Source organism: Pseudoalteromonas piratica (assembly GCF_000788395.1).
Lineage (GTDB): Bacteria > Pseudomonadota > Gammaproteobacteria > Enterobacterales > Alteromonadaceae > Pseudoalteromonas > Pseudoalteromonas piratica.
This window is the reverse complement of the sequence record NZ_CP009888.1, coordinates 41,364-57,144: the sequence shown is the minus strand read 5'-3', so window position 1 is coordinate 57,144 and position 15,781 is coordinate 41,364. Positions and strand designations below refer to the sequence as shown.

Here is a 15,781-nt window from a genome sequence, read left to right as displayed (position 1 = left end):
ATTGTGCTGTCAAAGCAGGTAAAATCGACCGATTATTTTACGCTCAGTTGTTAAAGTTGAGCAAAAGTTGGACTGTTTTTCCGGCATTTGAGGTTTTTATGAAATTTGAATTAGACAATACAGATGGCAAAGCGCGTCGCGGCCGTTTGATTTTTGATCGTGGTGTTGTAGAAACACCAGCATTTATGCCTGTGGGTACTTACGGTACCGTTAAAGGTATGACTCCTGAAGAGTTAAAAGGCACGGGTGCTGAAATCTGCCTAGGTAACACCTTTCACTTAATGCTTCGCCCAGGTACTGAAATCATCAAACAGCATGGTGATTTACACGATTTTATGGGTTGGGATAAACCAATTCTTACTGATTCAGGCGGTTTTCAGGTATTCAGCTTAGGTGAAATGCGCAAAATCTCTGAAGAAGGGGTAATGTTCCGCTCACCAGTAAACGGTGAAAAAATCATGCTTTCACCAGAAAAAGCAATGCAAGTACAGCGTGATTTAGGTTCAGACATCGTAATGATTTTTGACGAATGTACGCCGTACCCTGCAACGGAAAAAGAAGCGCGTGATTCAATGGAATTATCGCTGCGCTGGGCTAAACGCTCTAAAGAAGGTCACGGTGATAATCCATCTGCGCTTTTCGGCATTATTCAAGGTGGTATGTATCCAGAGCTGCGTGAAATTTCACAAAAAGGCTTAGAAGAAATCGGTTTTGATGGTTATGCCTTAGGTGGTTTATCGGTGGGTGAGCCAAAAGAAGAAATGATTAAAATTCTTGATCATTGCGCTTACAAAATGCCAGAAGATAAACCGCGTTACCTAATGGGTGTTGGTAAACCTGAAGACCTAGTAGAAGCGGTTCGCCGCGGTATTGATATGTTTGACTGTGTTATGCCAACGCGTAACGCACGAAATGGTCACCTGTTTATCACCACAGGTGTTATCAAAATCCGTAATGCGGTGCATAAAACGGATACGGGACCGCTAGACCCTGAGTGTGATTGCCATACTTGTCAAAACTTCTCTCGCGCTTATTTACATCATTTAGATAAGTGCAATGAAATATTAGGTGCACGTTTAAACACCATTCATAACTTACGTTATTACCAACGTGTAATGGAAGGCCTGCGTAATGCGATTGCAGAAAACAAATTAGATGAGTTTGTTGCTGATTTTTATGCACGACGTGACTTGCCTGTACCCGAATTAAAACAAATTGAAGACTAATAAAATTTAAGAGGAATTAACCATGAGTTTATTTATCTCAAGTGCGCATGCTAGTGCTGGTGCACCACCTGCAGGTGGTGGTATGGAAATGCTAATCATGCTTGGTATTTTCGGTTTAGTATTTTACTTCCTAATCTACCGTCCACAGGCTAAGCGTGTTAAAGAGCATAAAAACCTAATGTCGGCATTGGCAAAAGGTGATGAAGTGCTAACTGCTGGCGGTTTAGTTGGTAAAATCGTGAAAGTATCTGACGACAAAGATTTTGTTGTAGTTGCACTTAACGACCAAGCTAACGTAACTGTGCAAAAAGGTTCAATTTCAGCTGTGCTGCCTAAAGGCACAATGAAAGCACTTTAATCAAAGGAACACGTTGTGATTAATAAGTACCCATTATGGAAGTACTTGATGGTGGTTGCAGTAGTATTGCTCGGTATGCTTTACGCTGCACCAAATATGTACGGTAGCGATCCTGCCGTACAAATTTCAGGTGCGCGGGGCGCAGTGATTGAAACTGCTGACCTCGACAAAGTAAAAGACGTTTTAACGAAAGATGGATTTGATGCTAAATCAATCAAACTAGAAAATGAACAAGTCTTAATTCGTTTTAACGATGTAGAAACCCAATTAAAAGCGAAAGACGTACTAAGCGAAAGCCTAGGCGCTAACTATATCGCCGCGATTAACTCTGCTCCTTCAACGCCAGCATGGCTTGAAAACTTGGGCGGTGCGCCGATGAAGTTAGGTCTAGATTTACGTGGTGGTGTTGAATTTACGATGGAAGTTGATATGCAAACAGCGATCAACAACCAGCTGAAGCAAATGCAACAAGATTTCCGTTCTGACTTACGTGAACAGAAAATTCGCTACCGCAGCATTCGTGAAGTAGCAAATGCAGATCGTGTGCAACTTGTTTTCCGCAATAGCGAAGACAAAGATGCGGCGGAAAGCTATCTGCAAAAGAACAACCCAACGCTTGAGTTTCGTGATGACCGCAGCAATGAGTTGGCGTTTACTGCGCGTTTAACTGAAGCGAAGTTAAAAGAAATTCGTGATTACGCTATTTCTCAGAACTTAATCATTATCCGCAAGCGTATTAATCAAATTGGTGTGGCTGAACCAAACGTTCAACGCCAAGGTAAAGAGCGTATTTTAGTTCAATTACCAGGTATTCAAGACCCTGCACGTGCAAAAGAAATTTTAGGTTCTGCAGCAACGCTTGAACTACGCATGGTTGACCAAGACAACGACGTACGTGACGCGTTAGCAGGCCGTATGCCACCGGGCTCAGAAGTAATCAATGACCAATTCGGTCGCCCTGTACTACTTAAAAAGCGCGTGATGCTTGAAGGTTCTCATATTACCGGCGCACAAGCGGGTTATGACCAATATCAACGTCCACAAGTTAGCTTACAGCTTGATAGCAAAGGCGGCTCAAAAATGGCTGCATTTACTAAAGATGAAGTAGGTAACTTAATGGCGATTGTGTTTATCGAATACCGTCCATCGGGCAAGGTTGATGAAAATGGTAAAGCGCTTCCGCCAATTAAACATGAGGAAGTGATTAACCAAGCAACAATCAACGAACGTTTAGGTCGTCGTTTCCAAATTACCGGTATTGATACACCAGCAAAAGCACAACATTTATCTGAAATGTTGCGTGCCGGTGCACTTGTAGCGCCAATTCAAATTGTTGCTGAAAGTACCATTGGTCCAAGCATGGGTGCAGAAAACGTTGAGAAAGGTATTACAGCAGTAGTACTTGGCTTTATTTTCGTACTGGTATTTATGCTGCTTTACTACAAAGGCTTTGGTTTAATCGCAAATATTGCATTGGGCTTAAACCTTGTGTTGATTGTTGGTGCAATGTCTGTACTTGCAGGTGCAACACTCACCTTACCTGGTATTGCAGGTATTGTACTTACCGTAGGTATGGCAGTTGATGCTAACGTACTTATCTTTGAGCGTATTCGTGAAGAATTAGCCGATGGCCGAAGCCCACAGCAAGCGATTCACCATGGTTATGACAGTGCATTTAGCACCATCTTTGATGCTAATATCACAACCTTAATTGCCGCTGTGATTTTGTATGCTATTGGTACAGGTCCTATTCAAGGATTCGCAATCACTCTTGCTATCGGTATTGTAACGTCAATGTTCACTGCTATTGTTGGTACGCGTGCAATTGTTAACGCGTTACTTGGTGGTAAGCGCATTGAGAAGTTATCTATCTAGGAGAGTGTGATGCAGTTATTAAAGTTAAATGAAACACTTAAGTTTATGTCATTGCGTAAAATCGCAATGACAATTTCAACACTGTTGATCCTAGCTTCATTTGTTTCGTTTTTTACCAAAGGCATGAACTTTGGTTTAGATTTCACCGGTGGTACGACGGTGGAAGTGGGTTTTGAGCAAGCAGCTGATCTTAAAGTTGTGCGTTCAGCGCTTCATGAAAATGGTTTCCCTGATGCTCAGGTGCAGCTGTTTGGTTCGAGTAAAGACGTAAAAATTCGTCTTGAACCGCGTGAAGGCGAAAAGGCTGATATGATCAGTAACCAAGTGCTTGATATTTTAGAGCAAGCCGGTCAACAAGTTGAGATTCGCTCAATTGAATTCGTTGGTCCAAGTGTTGGTGAAGACCTTAAAGAGCAAGGTGGCTTAGCAATGCTAACGGCGCTAATTTGTATCTTGCTTTATGTAGCACTGCGCTTTGAATGGCGTTTTGCGATTGGTGCAGTAGCGGCGCTTGCGCACGATGTGCTGTTAACCGTAGGTCTTTTCTCAATTTTAGGGCTACCGTTTGACTTAACCGTACTTGCGGCGGTACTGGCGGTTATTGGTTATTCACTTAATGATACGATTGTTGTATCTGACCGTATTCGTGAAAACTTCCGTAAAATCCGCATCGACGATACCATTGAAATTGTTGATATTTCACTAACTCAAACGTTAAACCGTACGTTAGTAACATCAATCACAACTATCTTAGTACTTGTTGCACTATTTGTGTGGGGCGGCGAAACTATTCATGGTTTTGCAACAGCACTTCTGTTTGGTGTATTTATTGGTACTTACTCATCTGTATACGTAGCCAGCTCGGTTGCCGTCATGATGGGCATCAGCAAAGAAGATTTGATCCCTGAAGAAGTTGAGAAAGAAGGTGCTGAATTTGACAATATGCCATAATTATTTGGTAATTTTGTAATAATTCTGAAAAAGACCGGTGTTAGAGCTGGTCTTTTTTTTTGTCTTTAGTATTATTACTGAAAATGATAAACATTCTCAAAGGCATTAAGATGAAAAAGTTATCTGTTTTGGTTTCTCTCATGGCCGCATCACTGTTAACAGCATGTGGAGAGAAACAAACAAACGCAGAGGTAGTGGCTGAAGCGCCAGCTATTAACCAAGAGTTAGCTGCTTATAAAGCAGGTGCAAAAGAGCTGGTAGCAATGATAAAAGCTGAAAAGCCTGACGCTGATATTGTTCAAAAATCTGCTGCATTAGTTGCGAATTCAAAACAGATTATTTCGCAGTTTATTGTTAAGCACCCAAAATGTAATGACTATTTAACGGCACTTAATAACGCAGCAGACATTATACCGACACTGCCTTTGGCAGAAATTGAATCAGGTTATCATGAAGATGGTAAACTACCGACCTTTGATGACCCGAACTGTTATCATGCTAAAGACTTGTTAGTGCATCCTGCAACTGTGCAAGCAATGGCAACAATGGGCATCAAAGACAGCGAAATGCGTGCTAGTGCCGAGCTCGAAATCATCGAAGTTATTGCACATTTTTCACAGGTTGAAAAAGCTTTAAACTAAATTAAATTCAAAAGGTTGTGATTTTATATTGAAAAAATTACAACCTTTTCTGATAGTTAGTTTCTGACATATTTTTGTCACTATCAATTGCTATATTCGCCATCCGTAAAGAGGTGAATTATGCAAAACTTGAAACAATCAAACAGCTTAAAAGCAATACTGTCTGAACGCCTGATCACGACGCTGTTCCAACCCATTCTGGATATTGAAAAAGAAACGGTACTTGGCTACGAAGCGCTTTCACGTGGTCCAGAAAACTCAAGTTTATTCAATCCTCTAGCCCTTTTTGAACAAGCCGAAAAAGATGGTTGCCTTTCCGAACTTGAACTCTTGTGTCGTGAAAAAGCCATTGAAAACTTTGTTAATCAAGGCCTGCCTGGCAAGCTTTTTATCAATGTTAGCCCTACGACTTTGCTGCAAGCAACACACCCCAAAGGGGAAACATTACATTTATTAGCAAAACACAACTTGCCAACGTCACGTGTTGTGATTGAAATCACTGAGCGTGAACCACTTTGTGAAAATGATCTGCTGTTTGAAGCAATCAAACATTATCGCGATTTAGGGCTACATATCGCCATTGATGATTTTGGTTCTGGTTATAGTGGTTTAAAACAATGGTCTGAATTAAAACCTGATATTGTAAAGATTGACCGTTACTTTATTGATCACTGTGATAAAAGTGTGGTTAAAAAAGAGTTTTTAAGGTCGATTTTAGAACTTGCAAAAATCACCAATACCCGTGTTATTGCTGAGGGTATCGAGCGCACACAAGAGCTTGAATTATTAAAAAATTTAGGGGTTGAGTTAGCCCAAGGCTTTTTATTAGAGCGACCGTCTATTTCTCCTTGTCAAAGCTTTGATGAATGCATTGCAGCACAAAAGCTTGTTGATATTCCTCGAAATACGCAAAACTATGCTCGCTACATTGGTAATTTACTCATTAGTCAGCAATCAATTTTAGCAACCACAAATTGTGGCAAAGCAAAGCAATACTTTGAGCAGGATAAACAGTTGCAAAGCTTAGTTGTATTGAATCAAGATGACCGTCCGATAGGTATTTTACATCGCGATCAATTGTCGGAAATTTTCTCATCTACTTATGGGGCAGCACTTCATGCTAAGCATTCAGTTACTGAAATTATGGATAGCCAGCCACTAGTTGTGGATCGATTGACAGCGTTAGACTCGGTAAGTCAAAAAATTACGGACTCAGATTTTGATATTCGCCGCTATATTATTGTTACGCAGGAAAGTGTTTATTTAGGTGTGGTGCCCATTCGCGATATTTTAAAACATATTACTGATGAAAAAATTAAAAATGCGCAGCATGCAAACCCTCTGACCATGTTGCCGGGCAATGTGGCAATCAACGACAACATCGAGCGACGTTTAAATGCAAAACAAAACTTTGAACTTGCGTATATCGATTTAAACCACTTTAAACAGTTTAACGACCTTTATGGCTATGCCAGTGGTGATATGGTAATAAAACTACTGGCCGAAATATGTCGTCGTGTGTGCAATCGCAAAGACTGCTTTATCGGGCACATTGGTGGCGATGATTTTATGTTGGTCTGCCCAAGTGGCATTGGGGAATCTTTGTGCCAACAAATTATTACGGAATTTGAATTTGCTGTAAAAGCTTATTTCACACCTGAGCATGTTGCTGCGGGTGGTTATTGGGCTACAAACCGCGAAGGTGAAAAGAAATTTGTACCTCTGCTAACGTTGTCGATAGGCTTAGTAAACCCTGACGTAGAACATTGCGAAAATAGCCATCAAGTTGCTGCACTTGCTACCGATGCAAAAAAAGAAGCAAAGCGCTTTGTTAAAAGTCATCTATTTATTTGTAAACGACGCCGGCCAGCGATGGCAATAGTGCGCTTACCTGTTGCCAAATGACATGCATGGATGAGGTGTAAAACAATTGCTTTACCTCATCAACAAGTTGTTTTAACTTATTATTACTTGAGCATGTAAAGGCAAGTAATATGATTTTATCGCGAGTATCTTGTGTCTCTTTTTTGCTTTTTCTTTTCGCTTATTCCACTGAGGCATTGGAAGTTGTCAAGGTAGCCAAAGAGCAGCGTGAGTTGTATCCTCGTGATCATTATATTGTGAGCTTATTAGAAGAAGCATTGCCTAAAAGTGCTTATAAATTAACGCATGTGCCAGTGCATCCTCACCAGCAGCGTACACTGCTCAAATTAAGCAAAGGCGATGTGGATATTCATTGGGGCATGACAAGCCCTGATCGCGAAACAATTGCAACAGCAATTCATGTGCCTATTTTTAAAGGTTTAATCGGTAAGCGTATAGCTTTAATCCAAGCAAACAGACAGCCCGAGTTTAGCTCTTTAAGTACAGAGCAATTAAAGCAACTTACAGCAATACAAGGACATGATTGGCCAGACACTAAGATACTGGCGCAAAATGATTACCGAGTAAAACCCTCAGCAAATTATCGTGCCATGTTTACAGTGCTTTCACGTGGTCAGGTTGATTATTTTCCCCGCTCTGTCATTGAAATTCAGGATGAGCTCGAGAGATTTAAGCGCTTAGGATTAAGTATTGAGCAGCAACACCTTTTCACTTACCCAGCGGCGTTTTATTTTTTTGTTAATAATGATAAAGCTGAACTAGCCAGTGCGTTAGAAAAGGGCTTAATGAAAATGATAGCTGATGGTCGTTTTGATAAATTGTTTGATGACTACTTTGCTGAGACGCTATCTAAGCTCAAGCTTGAAACAAGGCAATCACATTTACTCGAGAACGATTACTTTCCTAATCGAGCAATATTAGATAACACATTACTGTGGTACAAAAAATAAGGAAGCAATTTGCTTCCTTATTATAAAACCTAATTAAAACCTGCGATTATTTAAGTAATGCATCGCTTAAATGTGGGCGAAGCTCTTTCACAATCGCTTGTGCAAGTTTTGGCGCACCACATACAATATTACCTGACTTATCTTGGTTGTTGCCGCCAGCAAAGTCAGTTACCAAACCACCCGCTTCTTTAACAAGTAGTTGACCTGCAGCTGTATCCCAAGGTTTTAAACCAATTTCGAAGAAGCCATCAACACGGCCCGCAGCAACATATGCTAAATCTAGCGCTGCAGAACCAGCACGACGCATATCAGCTGTGTGAACAAATAACGCACTGAATGCATTCATATATTCTTCAATGTGATGCTTTTGCTTGAATGGGAAGCCTGTCGCTAACACAGTTCCTGACAAGTCAGTAGCTTTATTTACACGAATACGCTTGCTGTTAAGTTGCGCGCCTTGACCACGAGTTGCAGTGAATAGCTCACCACGGATCGGATCGTAAACTACCGCTTGCTCAGTACGGCCTTTAACTTTTAATGCAATTGATACTGCGAAGTGTGGAATGCCCTTGATGAAGTTAGTTGTGCCATCAAGTGGATCGATAACCCAAAGGTAATCAGCGTCGCTGCCAAGTTGTTGACCTAGCTCTTCGCCTACAATGCTATGCTTAGGGTAAGACTTTAAAATCGTGTCGCGAATCATTGCTTCCGCGTCTTTGTCTACGTTAGTTACAAAGTCGTTGCTACCTTTTTGAAGTACTTCAACTTTATCTTTCTCTTCAAATTTCTGAAGAATAACTTTACCTGCATTTCGCGCAGCGCGAACCGCAATGTTTAACATTGGATGCATAGCTTTACCTTTAGGTTTTAAAAGAACTCATTAACTACTAAGTTGTGCCTTAAATTGGTCACCTCTCAGTTCAGCCGCGCTATTTTAGCGACTTTTTTGCTGTTGTAAACCAAAATAATAAATTTAATCTCTGGTTAACAATTAATCAAACTGGTGTGCTAAAAAATCGCTAATCGCAGTGTAATAGTCGAAATTTATTGATGAGTAGGCTAAAATCCGCGCCAGATTAAATTTCAGAGTTTAAAACGTAACATGACGCTAGATAAAATTCGTATTGTACTGGTTAATACTTCGCACACAGGTAACATTGGTTCAGTTGCTCGCGCAATGAAAACAATGGGCTTTAGTAAACTTTATTTAGTTGATCCTGTTAACCCGGTAGATAGTCATGCAAGTGCGTTAGCCGCTGGTGCTACTGATGTACTAGGAAACGCCGTTGTGGTGGATACGTTACAAGAGGCGATTGCAGACTGTAATACGGTAATTGGTACCAGTGCACGTTCACGCACACTATCTTGGCCAATGGTAGACCCAGTAGAATGTGGTGAAAAACTATTAGCTGGCACTGAGCAAGAAGGTGATGTGGCTTTAGTTTTTGGTCGTGAAAATAGTGGCTTAACCAATGAAGAACTTCAGTTATGTAATTATCACGTATGCATTGCTGCCAACCCTGAATACTCATCATTAAATTTAGCGATGGCAGTACAAACGTTATGTTATGAAACGCGTATGCGTTATTTGGCAAAAGTTGACCAGCCTGTTGAGCAAGATGACACGGTTTACCCAAGCTCTGAGCAAATGGAATTATTCTATCAACACCTTGAGAGCACTCTGTCTGAGACGGGTTTTATTATTAAGCAACATCCTGGTCAGGTAATGACTAAATTACGCCGTTTGTTTAACCGTGCACGTCCAGAAGAGCAAGAGCTAAACATCTTACGTGGTATTTTGACGTCAATTGATAAATCAGTTGTGAAAAAAGACAATAGCTAGCCTAAATATAATACTTGACTAATTTACTCAGGTAATTAAACTAATACCTGAGTAAATTACTAGGTTATTACTCGCAGCATGAGAAACAACGCGACTAAAGAATAACCTAAGTGCGTACAATAAATACTTGACTATCTTAGTCAGGTAATTAAAATTCGCACTCTTATTGATTATGGGGGCTTAGCATGAAATTAACGTCGAAAGGTCGATATGCAGTTACTGCATTATTAGACGTTGCGCTTCATACTAAAATTGGCCCAGTTCCCCTTGCTGAAATTTCAGAAAGACAAGATATCTCACTTTCATACCTTGAGCAGTTATTTTCGCGTTTGCGTAAGCAAGACTTAGTGCGCTCTGTTCGTGGTCCAGGTGGTGGTTATTTACTTGGCAAAGAAGCCTCAGACATTTCAGTAGGCGATATAATATCTGCAGTCAATGAATCGGTAGATGCCACTCGTTGTGGTGGTGAAGGCGATTGCCAAAATGGTGTTCGTTGTTTAACGCATTCACTATGGAGTGAGTTAAGTCAGCGCATCGAAGAGTTTTTAAACAGTATTACGTTAGCTGAGCTCGTTGCCAAAAAAGATGTGCAACGCGTTGCCGATCGTCAAGATCAAGCGGTGGAAAAGGCCGTTGAAAAATCACTCAGCCAACTGGAAAATATCAACATTAGTTGCCAAATGTAGCAATTCGGAGCAAGTAAATATGAAGTTACCAATTTATTTAGATTATGCCGCCACAACCCCTGTCGATCCGCGTGTAGCTGAGGCTATGATGCAGTGTTTAACAATGGATGGCAATTTTGGTAACCCTGCTTCTCGTTCACACCGTTTTGGTTGGCAAGCAGAAGAAGCGGTTGACCAAGCACGTCATGATATCGCTGAGTTAATTAACGCAGACCCGCGTGAAATCGTATTTACTTCTGGTGCTACAGAATCAAATAACCTGGCAATTAAAGGTGCTGCAAACTTCTATGCGAAGAAAGGTAAGCACGTAATCACAGTTAAAACTGAACACAAGGCTGTTTTAGACACGTGTCGCGAACTTGAACGTCAAGGTTTTGAAGTAACCTATATGGACGTTGAAGAAAATGGCTTACTAGACCTTAAAAAGCTAGAAGCTGCAATGCGTGATGACACTGTATTAGTAAGTGTAATGCATGTAAACAACGAGCTAGGTGTAGTGCAAGATATCGCGACAATTGGCGAAATGTGTCGCGAACGTAAAATTATGTTCCATGTTGATGGTGCACAAAGTGCAGGTAAAGTAAAAATCGACATGCAAGCACTTAAAGTAGACTTTATGTCTTTCTCTGGCCACAAAGTGTATGGCCCGAAAGGTATTGGTGCACTTTACGTTCGTCGTAAGCCGCGCGCACGTTTAGAAGCGCAAATGCACGGTGGTGGTCATGAACGTGGTATGCGTTCAGGTACATTAGCGACACACCAGATCGTAGGTATGGGTCAGGCGTTCAAAGTTGCAAATGAAGACTTCGATAAAGATCACGCACATATTAGTGCACTACGTAAGCGTTTAATCGACGGCATTATGTCTGATATTGAAGAAGTATACTTCAATGGTACACCTGACCAATCAGTGCCTGGCATTGTGAATATTTCTTTCAACTATGTTGAAGGTGAGTCGCTACTTATGGCGCTTAAAGATATTGCAGTATCATCGGGTTCAGCATGTACATCAGCAAGTTTAGAACCATCTTATGTGTTGCGTGCTCTTGGCCGCAACGACGAATTAGCGCATAGCTCAATTCGTTTTAGTATCGGTCGTTTTACGACTGAAGAAGAGATTGACTACACTGTTCAGCTAATCAAAGACTCAATTGGCCGTTTACGTGAAATGTCTCCTTTATGGGAAATGTTTAAAGACGGTGTTGATTTAGAGTCAGTTGAGTGGACACACCACTAATTAAATGAATTGGGTATTGAGGTAATAAGCAATGGCATATAGTGAAAAAGTAATTGACCATGTTGAGAATCCACGTAACGTTGGTTCTTTAGATAAGAACGACCCAAGCGTAGCAACGGGCATGGTTGGCGCACCAGCGTGTGGTGACGTAATGAAGTTGCAAATTAAAGTATCTGACGACGGTATTATCGAAGATGCGAAGTTCAAAACATACGGGTGTGGTAGTGCGATTGCATCATCATCACTGGTAACTGAATGGGTTAAAGGTAAAAGCTTAGATGAAGCTGGTGAGATCAAAAATACAGATATCACAGCAGAATTAGAGCTTCCGCCTGTTAAGATTCACTGCTCAATTTTAGCGGAAGATGCTATTCAAGCAGCAATTGCTGATTACAAAAAAAAGCACGGTGAATAATCTATGGCAATTACTTTAACAGATGCAGCAGCAGATCGCGTACGTTCATTTTTAACCAATCGCGGTAAAGGTCTTGGCCTTCGCGTTGGTGTTAAAACAACAGGCTGTTCAGGCCTAGCATATGTTTTAGAGTTTGTTGATGAACTTGCTGATGGCGATGAAACTTTTGAGCACAATGGCGTAACTGTTATTGTCGATGGCAAAAGCCTTGTCTACATCGATGGCACTGAGCTGGATTTTGTTAAAGAAGGCCTAAACGAAGGGTTTAAGTTTAATAACCCAAATCAAAATGGTGAGTGTGGTTGCGGCGAAAGCTTCACTGTATAAAACACCCTGTTTAATCCCTGCATTTGCGGGGCTTGTGTGCAATTAAGAGCGAGGATTTTTCGTTACTATGAAATACTTTGAGTTATTTGCAATCCCTGTTCAATTTGATGTTGATCTCAATACGATTAATGCTCGCTACCTCGAACTGCAAAAAATACTTCACCCAGATCGCCATGCTAGCTTAAGTGCGCAGCAACAATTACTTGCGGTACAAAAGACTGCTGAATTAAACGACGCCTTACAAATTCTGAAACAGCCTCTAAAACGCGCAGAATATATGCTTGCTGAAAAGCACATTGATATTCGTGCCGAGCAGCAAACGTTGCAAGACCCAGAGTTTTTAATGCAACAAATGGAACTACGTGAAGAGCTTAGCGAAATAACGGATGCAGCCGATCCGGAAGCGGCCATTGAGCAATTTGAAAGTCATGTCAAAGCACTTCATCAGGACTATTATGCTGAGCTTAAGAAATACATCGACAGTGACGAGCAAAGCGAGCTATTAATTGCTGCAGATATTGTACGCAAACTTAAGTTTATTTATAAATTACGAGAAGAATTAGAGCGCATCGAAGATTCGCTTTTCGATGACTAATTAGGACGCGAGAAACATGTTACTCCAAATAGCAGAACCAGGCCAAAGTGCATCTCCTCATGAGCATAAATTAGCAGTTGGCATTGACTTAGGAACCACGAACTCGCTGGTAGCAACGGTACAAAGTGGCCAGAGCAAAGTGCTGCCAGATTTAATGGGTAAAACAATGTTACCCTCAGCAGTGCATTATGGTGAAAGCGACATTACCGTTGGCGAAAAAGCCAAGAAAGATGCGCCACTGGATGCTGCAAATACCTTAATTTCAGTAAAGCGTTTTCTTGGTAAATCATTCCAAGAAATCAGTGAAATTACCGATAGCCTACCGTATCAATTTAGCAATGAAAACGACGTACTAGCAATTCAAACACGTCAGGGGCATATCAACCCGATTCAAGCGTCGAGCGAGATTTTAAAATCACTGAAAGCACGAGCAATGGATAGTTTTGGCGGCGAAGAAATTACCGGTGCGGTTATCACTGTACCTGCGTATTTTGATGATGCGCAGCGTCAAGGCACCAAAGATGCCGCAGAGCTTGCTGGCTTAAAAGTCCTTCGTTTACTTAACGAGCCAACCGCAGCGGCAGTTGCTTATGGCTTAGATTCAGGTAAGGAAGGTGTTATTGCCGTTTATGACTTAGGTGGCGGTACCTTTGATGTATCAATTCTGCGCTTAAATAAAGGTGTTTTTGAAGTATTGGCAACCGGTGGTGATTCTGCACTGGGTGGTGATGACTTTGATGCTCTATTGGTAAATTACTTTAAAGAGCAAACGGGCATTGAAACACCGAATGCCGATACATTACGTTTATTTATGGAAAAAGCGCGTGCATGTAAAGAAGCACTTACTAGCTACAATCTTGTAAATGTTGGTTTAGATTTAGGTGACAAGCAGTTTACTATTGAAGTCACTAAAGATTTCTTCAACCAATTAGCTGAAAGCTTAGTTAAGAAAACACTGCGTGCTTCACGCCGTGCGTTAAAAGATGCAGGTGTTGAAAAAGATGAGGTGCTTGAAGTTGTGATGGTCGGTGGCTCTACACGTATGCCAATCGTACGTGAGCAAGTGGGGGAATTCTTCGGACAAGAACCATTAACTTCAATCGACCCTGACCAAGTTGTTGCACTGGGTGCAGCAATTCAAGCTGATATCTTAGTAGGCAATAAGCCAGATTCAGATATGTTACTACTAGATGTGTTACCACTGTCACTTGGTTTAGAGACCATGGGTGGTTTGGTTGAGAAAATTATTCCACGTAACACCACTATCCCTGTTGCTCGCGCACAAGAATTTACCACCTTTAAAGATGGCCAAACAGCAATGTCGCTGCATGTGCTGCAAGGTGAACGTGAACTGGTAGATGATTGCCGTTCGCTGGCTAAATTTAGTTTAAAAGGCATTCCGCCAATGGCTGCGGGTGCGGCACATATTCGCGTGACCTTTAAAGTGGATGCAGATGGCCTGTTAAGTGTTAGCGCCATGGAAAAATCAACCGGTGTGCAGTCAGAAATTCAGGTTAAACCATCGTTTGGTTTATCGGATGACCAAGTTGCTGATATGATTAAATCGTCTATGGTAAATGCCAAAGACGATATGCAAGCACGTATGTTAAAAGAACAGCAAGTTGAGGCACTTCGTGTAATCGAAGCGCTTAGCGCATCAATTGCACAAAGTGGTCACTTACTTTCAAGCGATGAGAAAAGTGAATTAGAAAGCGAAATCAGCAAACTTGCAGTGCTTCGCGAAACGGCGACAACGCCAGACCAATTAAAATCAGCCATCGAAGCAATTGATAAAGCAAGCAGTGAGTTTGCATCACGCCGTATGGACGATTCAATTAAACAGGCTTTAACTGGCCAGTCGGTAGATGAGGTTTAATATGCCACAAATTATTTTCTTACCACATGAAGAGCTTTGTCCGGAAGGCGCCGCAATTGAAGCGCCAACAGGTGAAACGGTACTTGATGTCGCACTTAAAAATGGCATTTCTATCCCACATGCGTGTGAAAAGTCATGCGCTTGTACAACATGCCATGTCATTGTGCGTGAAGGGTTTGACTCGCTAGAAGAAAGCGATGAGCTAGAAGATGACATGCTTGATAAAGCGTGGGGCTTAGAGCCTGAATCGCGTCTTGGCTGTCAGGCAGTTATCGCTGATGAGGACTTGGTAGTTGAAATTCCAAAGTACAATTTAAATATTGTCAATGAAGAGCACTGATTGCTTCATTAACTTTTTCTAAAAGCGCTCTTTGAGCGCTTTTTTCTTGTCTGAAATTTGTCTAATATCAAAGTAGATTGATTCTTTTTTGATTAACCTAACGATCCAATTAAGAGCAGGAACACACATGAAACCACATGGAATTAGCATTGGTTTGAGTCGTGTTAAAAGCACGTTTTTTATCCATATTCGCGCTTTTGGTACGCTACATCACGATGATTATGAGTATATGATCCCAACCATTGAATCCGCGCTCAGTGAAGTAAAAGAACCCCACCTTAATGTGCTGATTGATATTACAGAGTTAGATGGTTGGACAATGAATGCCGCATGGGATGATTTTAAGTTTGGCATGAAACACCGCCGTGAATTTGACAAGGTAGCGGTGATTTGTTCATTGCGTTGGCAAAAAGGAGTTGCTCAAGTTTCCAATTGGTTTATGCCTGGTGAGATCCAGTCATTCGATAATCATCACGATGCACTCGTATGGCTAGAAAGCCAATAGCTAGTTACATTGTTGCATTAAATTAGTTAATGCAATTGCACCAAAAGAATTGTAGAATTTATCGTTTGTTTA

The 15,781-nt window shown here is 41.2% G+C and carries 17 protein-coding genes; 16 read left to right on the top strand and 1 reads right to left on the bottom strand.

Annotated features, from left to right (window positions below):
• The first annotated feature begins 98 nt into the window (after positions 1-98).
• The 7 genes from tgt (at position 99) to OM33_RS00215 (ending at position 7,885) form a co-directional block, all read left to right on the top strand.
• A complete protein-coding gene (gene tgt, locus OM33_RS00245) occupies positions 99-1,226 on the top strand; it encodes a tRNA guanosine(34) transglycosylase Tgt (protein WP_038642818.1) in 1,128 nt (375 codons plus the stop codon).
• 22 nt (positions 1,227-1,248) lie between these two features.
• Entirely contained in the window at positions 1,249-1,584 is a 336-nt protein-coding gene (yajC, locus tag OM33_RS00240) for a preprotein translocase subunit YajC (RefSeq protein WP_038637224.1), read from the top strand.
• Positions 1,585-1,599: 15 nt separating this feature from the next.
• Positions 1,600-3,459, top strand: a complete 1,860-nt coding sequence (gene secD, locus OM33_RS00235) for a protein translocase subunit SecD (RefSeq protein ID WP_081990976.1) — start codon at positions 1,600-1,602, stop codon at positions 3,457-3,459.
• 9 nt (positions 3,460-3,468) lie between these two features.
• Entirely contained in the window at positions 3,469-4,410 is a 942-nt protein-coding gene (gene secF / locus OM33_RS00230; RefSeq protein ID WP_038637218.1) for a protein translocase subunit SecF, read from the top strand.
• 110 nt (positions 4,411-4,520) lie between these two features.
• A complete protein-coding gene (locus tag OM33_RS00225; RefSeq protein ID WP_038637215.1) occupies positions 4,521-5,051 on the top strand; it encodes a hypothetical protein in 531 nt (176 codons plus the stop codon).
• A 120-nt stretch (positions 5,052-5,171) separates the two neighbouring features.
• Positions 5,172-6,956 carry a GGDEF domain-containing protein gene (locus OM33_RS00220; RefSeq protein WP_038637212.1) on the top strand — a complete coding sequence of 595 codons (1,785 nt, stop codon included), beginning with the start codon at positions 5,172-5,174 and terminating at the stop codon, positions 6,954-6,956.
• 89 nt (positions 6,957-7,045) lie between these two features.
• On the top strand, positions 7,046-7,885 hold the full coding sequence (locus tag OM33_RS00215) for a substrate-binding periplasmic protein (protein WP_038637209.1): 840 nt from the start codon (positions 7,046-7,048) through the stop codon (positions 7,883-7,885).
• A gap of 46 nt (positions 7,886-7,931) precedes the next feature.
• Here the strand turns inward: OM33_RS00215 and suhB are convergent, their stop codons facing one another.
• A complete protein-coding gene (gene suhB, locus OM33_RS00210) occupies positions 7,932-8,735 on the bottom strand; it encodes an inositol-1-monophosphatase (protein ID WP_038637206.1) in 804 nt (267 codons plus the stop codon).
• A gap of 252 nt (positions 8,736-8,987) precedes the next feature.
• Here suhB and trmJ point away from each other — a divergent pair, with 252 nt between their 5' ends.
• The 9 genes from trmJ (at position 8,988) to OM33_RS00165 (ending at position 15,709) form a co-directional block, all read left to right on the top strand.
• Positions 8,988-9,728, top strand: a complete 741-nt coding sequence (gene trmJ, locus OM33_RS00205) for a tRNA (cytosine(32)/uridine(32)-2'-O)-methyltransferase TrmJ (RefSeq protein ID WP_038637203.1) — start codon at positions 8,988-8,990, stop codon at positions 9,726-9,728.
• Between the two features lie 185 nt (positions 9,729-9,913).
• Positions 9,914-10,414 carry a Fe-S cluster assembly transcriptional regulator IscR gene (gene iscR, locus OM33_RS00200; RefSeq protein ID WP_038637200.1) on the top strand — a complete coding sequence of 167 codons (501 nt, stop codon included), beginning with the start codon at positions 9,914-9,916 and terminating at the stop codon, positions 10,412-10,414.
• Positions 10,415-10,433: 19 nt separating this feature from the next.
• Positions 10,434-11,651, top strand: a complete 1,218-nt coding sequence (locus tag OM33_RS00195) for an IscS subfamily cysteine desulfurase (RefSeq protein WP_038637196.1) — start codon at positions 10,434-10,436, stop codon at positions 11,649-11,651.
• Between the two features lie 31 nt (positions 11,652-11,682).
• A complete protein-coding gene (gene iscU, locus OM33_RS00190; RefSeq protein WP_038637193.1) occupies positions 11,683-12,066 on the top strand; it encodes a Fe-S cluster assembly scaffold IscU in 384 nt (127 codons plus the stop codon).
• A gap of 3 nt (positions 12,067-12,069) precedes the next feature.
• Positions 12,070-12,393, top strand: coding sequence for an iron-sulfur cluster assembly protein IscA (gene iscA / locus OM33_RS00185; protein WP_038637191.1), 324 nt, complete (start codon positions 12,070-12,072; stop codon positions 12,391-12,393).
• Between the two features lie 67 nt (positions 12,394-12,460).
• Complete coding sequence (hscB, locus tag OM33_RS00180; protein WP_038637188.1) at positions 12,461-12,988, top strand: co-chaperone HscB; 528 nt, start codon at positions 12,461-12,463, stop codon at positions 12,986-12,988.
• A 16-nt stretch (positions 12,989-13,004) separates the two neighbouring features.
• Entirely contained in the window at positions 13,005-14,864 is a 1,860-nt protein-coding gene (hscA, locus tag OM33_RS00175; protein ID WP_038637185.1) for a Fe-S protein assembly chaperone HscA, read from the top strand.
• A 1-nt stretch (position 14,865) separates the two neighbouring features.
• On the top strand, positions 14,866-15,204 hold the full coding sequence (fdx, locus tag OM33_RS00170; RefSeq protein ID WP_038637182.1) for an ISC system 2Fe-2S type ferredoxin: 339 nt from the start codon (positions 14,866-14,868) through the stop codon (positions 15,202-15,204).
• 127 nt (positions 15,205-15,331) lie between these two features.
• Positions 15,332-15,709, top strand: a complete 378-nt coding sequence (locus OM33_RS00165) for a SpoIIAA family protein (protein ID WP_038637179.1) — start codon at positions 15,332-15,334, stop codon at positions 15,707-15,709.
• Positions 15,710-15,781: the final 72 nt, after the last annotated feature.